Below are 3,577 nucleotides of genomic sequence, written 5' to 3'. Positions count from 1 at the left end.
CGCCCCACTTGCGACGCTTGACCTTTCCGTCCCCATGCGCCTCGCACCGTTCGTGCGTCATGTTGTGGCTCTCCGACCCGCCTCAAACGAACAGTGTTCCATGACACTTCAAGGCACTCAAGTCGTACCCCGGCAAGCAGCCCCTCTCGCTGATCGCCTCCGCACGACACAGGCTAACTGATCATGCAATGGCGATCGCTCCTACGGCATTGTTTCGACAGACAGCGACGCTCAGAAAGAGACTTGGATACCTGCCACCAGACCGGTATCCTCGGTGGGTTCGCCGTGGCTACGCGCCATATCGGCGGTGTTGCCGTAGCGCTTCTCCCAATAGGCGCCAACATAGGGCGCAAACTTGCGCGTGATCTCGTAGCGAAGCCGCAAACCGACATTCACAGAATTCACCCCCTTCACCCATGTGAAACTCTGCCACATCACTGTCTGCGGCGATCAGTTCCGCTCTCGGCTGCAGATAGAGATTCTGAGTCAAGCGAACGTCGTGCTCAGCGCCCTCTTCCGTGATTCGCAGGGCCAGGTCGGTTTCGATGTAAAAGGGTGCCAGCCCCTGCAAGCCGATAACCGCGTGGGTACGCTCGGGATGATCGTCATTGCCGACACCTCCCAGATAACCGATGCCGCCGTGAAGCTCCCAGAAGTCGGAAATCAGTCGGCCGCCATGCTCACCCTCGGCCATGTCGTGTCCACCGTGCTCGCCATGCGCATGATCGTGGCCATCCATCTCCTGTATCATCCAACGATGCTCCTTCTGTGCCTCACTAGCGCCGATCACGAACTCGTGCTCCAGGGCCCCGCTGTTGTGAATCTCGAATTTTACCGTTTCGCCGGCTGGATGGCCAATGCCTGGGGATCGAACATCATCTCGCTGGCTTCGATCCGGATGGTGCGATCCAACATCTCAACAAGATCATATTGACGGACTTTTAATGGGGTACTAGCTTCCCTAGCATCGAGCTAGAAATCGATCCTCAGCATTACCCCAATGAACCGCAATCAAGGAGTGCCGAGATGGACTTTGGTAATTTCAAATCATGTATCGAAGCCTGCCACGTCTGTGCCGCTTACTGCGATAAGTGCGCTACAGAGTGCCTCAAGGAAGATGACGTCAAGATGATGGCGGAGTGCATCCGCCTCGACATTCAGTGCGCGCAGATCTGCCGCCTAGCGGCTTCCTTCATGGCACAGAATAGTGAGCATGCCAAAGGAATTTGCCGTCTCTGTGCCGATATTTGCCGTAAATGCGGTGATGAATGTGCCAAGCATGAAGCGGACCACTGCCAGGAGTGCGCCAAGGCTTGTCATCGCTGCGCTGACGAGTGCGCCGCGATGGCTAGCTAAAAGCGGTAGCGCTTCGGCGTGGCCTCTGGAGCCAGCCGAAGCGCCTTTTCCAAACCACTACACCGTATTGTGCCCAAGCCTGCGTGGGCTTTTTCCAAGCCGCCGCTGCAAGTTCGACCTTCATCGGCGTCTGATAGACTCAGGCCGAGTGGGGCTGGCGGCAAACCCAACGTCTGTCAGTCCAGTAGCTCCACCCCAGGGCGTCTGTGCCAGTTGCCCGACATGACCAATCAACAGCGCATTCCTCAGGATAAAATGCCATCGGCACTTTTCGCCTATTCTTATGTGGAAAAGTTTAGGAGTACCTGCGCTCTTTTGAAGCTACAGGCTGGACGAACTTAAATATTAGAGGAAAAAATGAGTAACGAAATGAAGCAAGGAGATAAGCAGCCAGATGGCTCTCATATTTGTTCCATGTATTTGCGCTTTGGGGCGATGATTCTAACGGCGATGGTAGTCATGTATGCCATGATGTTCGTGAGTGCTTGGGAGTGGAGTCATGTGCGGTGGAGCGAGAGTCGTCTCTTCATGGCTTTGTCAATGGGGGGAACCATGGGGTTAGTCATGCTGGGCTGGATGCTCAACATGTACCAAAATGTCAAAATCAATCTTTTAATTGTCGCAATCAGTCTATTGCTACTCGCAGGAGCCGTCTTCCTGGACCGGAGCCAGGTAACCGTGGAGGACAACTCGTTTATGAGCGCGATGATCCCTCACCACTCCATGGCTATCCTGCGATCCGAGCGTGCAGAAATGTCGGATCTACGAGTATGCAAGCTAGCGGTTGAGATTAGCGAAGCGCAGCGGCGTGAGATATTGGAAATGGATTGGCTGATCGAGGACATCAAACAAAACGGCCCTGCATCCACCGCAGAGGAAGCTGAAGCAAGACCTGTCCCCAGCTTCGAGGTTAGCGCAGACCGCCAGTGCGGGACCGACTAACCTCCCTCTTTACTCAGGCCAAAGCAATGACGGTAATACAGGAAATAAGGAACTCTGCTCCTTGCGCTGGGTCATTGAAAGGGGCGAACAGAATAGGTTTCAATGAAAGGGCAACATTGCGAGGGCATTCCATGAGAGCTGTCGCCAGGTCGACTCCGAGCAGACACCACCAGGGCATTCGTTTCCTGGTGCTGCTGATCGCCTTGCTGTTGGCGCTGAACAGCCTGTCGACTCACGCGGCGATGGATACCCACCAGGCCGATTGCGGTGTTGCCTCGTCCATGCAGCAGTTCGATGACGATGCCTCGGACGATTCGCGCTGCTCGGCCTGTAGCATGGTGCCCCATCTCGGCAGCCTGAGCGCCGTCGAGCCCCTCTTCCCGACCGTGGCCCCGGCACTGGCCATGACGGACCACAGGATGCCGCCTCCGCGGCGCCCTCCCAAGGCCTGAGCGAATGCACGACGAGCCCATGCGGCTCGACGACACATTTATTCGTCAGGAGATACCGTCATGATGACTAACTGCCTTGCCCTGATGGGCAACATGAGCTGGCTTGGCTGGCTGATGCCGCTGGCCGTCCTGTCCCTGTTGGGATTAGGGATCGCCGCCCTGCTCAAATATCTATTCATTTCTTCGTCTTCCACGCCTGGCCACGGAGCCGACTCATGAACCATCGCACCACATCCCTGTTACTTTCCGCCAGCCTGCTGCTGGGTGCCGCCTCAACCGTTCACGCCGCCCTGCCCGAGGAAGCCACCCTGTACAAGAACCCGCAGTGTGGATGCTGTGACGAGTACGCCCGCCAGCTCGAGGAGCGTGGGGTCTCGGTCACCATCGTCGACGATCAGGACATGGGCAAGATCAAGCAAGAGGCCGGCCTGCCCTACGGGCTGGGGTCCTGCCACACCGTTCAGATGGGTGGCTATATCCTCGAGGGCCATGTGCCCTTCGAAGCGGTGGAAAGATTGTTCGAGCAACGGCCTAAGGTCGATGGCATCGGGCTGGCCGGCATGCCTATCGGCACCCCGGGTATGCCCGGACCCAAGCGGGAGGATTGGAATGTCTACCAGTTCACCGATCAGGAATCGATGCCGTTCATGACACTGTAAGGGTCTGGGTTATCGCCGGGGCGGCCGAGGCCGCTCCGGCGATGCTCCGATCTGCGAAGGCGGCCATAGGCAGTCCGCTCATTTGCGCCAGAACATCGGCGTCAGCAGCACCAATACCGTGAGAATCTCGAGCCGCCCCAGCAGCATCCCCAGGCAGAGCAACCATTT

6 protein-coding genes and 1 pseudogene are annotated in these 3,577 nt (G+C 57.1%); 5 read left to right on the top strand and 2 right to left on the bottom strand.

Annotated elements, in window-relative coordinates; all coding sequences use genetic code 11:
* Nucleotides 1-231 precede the first annotated feature (231 nt).
* Both QPM17_RS23910 and QPM17_RS23905 read right to left on the bottom strand, forming a co-directional pair.
* Nucleotides 232-435 carry a copper resistance protein B gene (locus tag QPM17_RS23910; RefSeq protein WP_422732798.1) on the bottom strand — a complete coding sequence of 68 codons (204 nt, stop codon included), beginning with the start codon at nt 433-435 and terminating at the stop codon, nt 232-234.
* Nucleotides 431-694 (bottom strand): annotated as a pseudogene (locus tag QPM17_RS23905) (copper resistance protein B); the annotation flags it as partial. The pseudogene QPM17_RS23905 and the gene QPM17_RS23910, both read right to left, overlap by 5 nt.
* A gap of 332 nt (nt 695-1,026) precedes the next feature.
* On the opposite strand from QPM17_RS23905, the gene QPM17_RS23285 reads away from it, so the two are divergent.
* From QPM17_RS23285 to QPM17_RS23265, 5 genes are all read left to right on the top strand, one after another.
* Nucleotides 1,027-1,356, top strand: coding sequence for a four-helix bundle copper-binding protein (locus tag QPM17_RS23285; RefSeq protein WP_285394137.1), 330 nt, complete (start codon nt 1,027-1,029; stop codon nt 1,354-1,356).
* 357 nt (nt 1,357-1,713) lie between these two features.
* Nucleotides 1,714-2,298 (top strand): DUF305 domain-containing protein, encoded by a 585-nt coding sequence (locus tag QPM17_RS23280; protein ID WP_285394136.1) that lies wholly within the window; start codon nt 1,714-1,716, stop codon nt 2,296-2,298.
* A gap of 131 nt (nt 2,299-2,429) precedes the next feature.
* Entirely contained in the window at nt 2,430-2,750 is a 321-nt protein-coding gene (locus tag QPM17_RS23275) for a hypothetical protein (RefSeq protein WP_285394135.1), read from the top strand.
* Between the two features lie 60 nt (nt 2,751-2,810).
* Nucleotides 2,811-2,969 (top strand): hypothetical protein, encoded by a 159-nt coding sequence (locus tag QPM17_RS23270; protein WP_285394134.1) that lies wholly within the window; start codon nt 2,811-2,813, stop codon nt 2,967-2,969.
* Complete coding sequence (locus QPM17_RS23265; protein ID WP_285394133.1) at nt 2,966-3,409, top strand: DUF411 domain-containing protein; 444 nt, start codon at nt 2,966-2,968, stop codon at nt 3,407-3,409. Before QPM17_RS23270 ends, QPM17_RS23265 begins: the two co-directional genes overlap by 4 nt.
* Nucleotides 3,410-3,577 lie beyond the last annotated feature (168 nt).

Origin of the sequence: Marinobacter azerbaijanicus, assembly GCF_030250645.1 — a bacterium.
Lineage (GTDB): Bacteria > Pseudomonadota > Gammaproteobacteria > Pseudomonadales > Oleiphilaceae > Marinobacter > Marinobacter azerbaijanicus.
Note: the sequence above shows the minus strand (reverse complement) of the source record. Positions and strands in the feature narration are given on the sequence as shown.